1 protein-coding gene is annotated in these 1,635 nt (G+C 38.3%); it reads right to left on the bottom strand.

What is annotated here, in order from left to right; translation table 11 throughout:
- Positions 1–542: 542 nt before the first annotated feature.
- Entirely contained in the window at positions 543–773 is a 231-nt protein-coding gene (locus CSV79_RS16475; RefSeq protein ID WP_143560601.1) for a hypothetical protein, read from the bottom strand.
- Between the last annotated feature and the right edge of the window lie 862 nt (positions 774–1,635).

Below are 1,635 nucleotides of genomic sequence, written 5' to 3'. Positions count from 1 at the left end.
TATTTTTTCCACCGTAGAATGCTGCCCTAGATCCCTACTGGAATGACATCATCAATAAAAAGTTCCTGTTTTGGCTTGGCTATTCCTGTATCTTCTCGAAACGGGTCGGCGTCCTCTTTTTCAAATGCAGCCATGATGGCTTCCGCTCGTTTAGTTGTGTGTGTACCTGGTAACCGGATCCTCCATCTCCCTACAATTCTACCAAAGCAAAAAAGAAAGAACCAACCCCGAAAGGTCAGTTCTTCTTTTGTTATCAGTACACAATTGAATTGACAGAATAGCTTCTGAATTGCGTGGGAACCTGGTACCTTCTCTTAATCTAAAACTTAACTAATTGTCTGAATAGTTTATGAATTGTGTGGTGCACAGGCACCTTTTACTGAAATTGTCTGAATAGTTTCCGGATTGTGTGGTACACAGGCACCTTTTTTAAAATCAAAAGGAGTCTTCCATCGGTTTCTCGATCAAAAGACTCTTTTCTTGTACATTATTAAATTGCCGGAATAGTGCCTGAATTGTGTGGTACGCGGTTTTTCTCTCTTTTATCTTATTCTTTCGTATCGTTGATGATTATTCCCATTTATTTTTACGCCATGTGAACTCAAATTAGGAAAACTTCCATTATCATACTCTGCTTTAAAGTCTTTTCCAAAGGTTGTAGGAGAAGAAATATTACTCCAATTTAGGCCGTATATTTCTTTCAACTCCATAAGTTGATTTAAAGGCATTGCCGAAATTAACTTTTTAGCGTTTTTTAACTCTTGCGGACTCATCCGTCCCACCACCCCTCTCCTTACAATTCTACCAAGCCCAAAAAGAAAGAACCAACCCGAAGCCTATTCCTATTCTTCAATGAAAAAACACCTCGACCGACTGCTCGATTGTGAAGGTTTTTTTGGGTATCAATCACCACTATCAGAACAGTGTCTAAGTTGTGCGATCCACAGTTAGGTTTTTTTCACGCATCTACAAAGCCACTGACAACGCTCTTTTCCCCGGTTAGCCCTATTCTATTTTAACATCTAAACAATATGCTCTTCAATCGACTATGACCAACTCGTTTTGTTGGTTCTATTCCGCATGACTGAGCAAGGTCTTGCTAAGGCGTTAAATTGATTGAATCACACTTATGTATAATGAAAAAGAAGTTCTTCAAGTGATTTCTCAGTCAAGGAACTCTTTCATCTAACATTTAACGAATTGTCTGAATAGTTTCTGAATTGTGTGGTGCACAGGCACCGTTTTTCAACGTTCACATGCGTACTGAAAAGGTGCGCTTTTTTTATATTTCGGGCTTACAAAGAATCTTTATGATCGATTCTTTGGGGCATTTTCTTTTATATGAAACAATGTGTTCATTATTTGACGCTTACGGCTGCAATCAAAAAGGAGTCTTCCATCGATTTCTCGATCAAAAGACTCTTTTCTTGTACACTATCTAGTCGTCAGAATAGTGTATGAATTGTGTGGTGCACAGGCACCGTTTTTTTCTTTTCAAATAAATTCCTCCCAAAATATGTTCTATGGGAGGAGTATCTCACGAATTTTCTTCTATTAAAATGTGTTCACTATTTGACGCTTACACTATCTGCCATGGTCAAAAAACATCTTGCTTTCTTGCGGAAAGCAAAACTA

The sequence above is a fragment of the Sporosarcina sp. P13 genome (genome assembly GCF_002743055.1).
Lineage (GTDB): Bacteria > Bacillota > Bacilli > Bacillales_A > Planococcaceae > Sporosarcina.
Note: the sequence above shows the minus strand (reverse complement) of the source record. Positions and strands in the feature narration are given on the sequence as shown.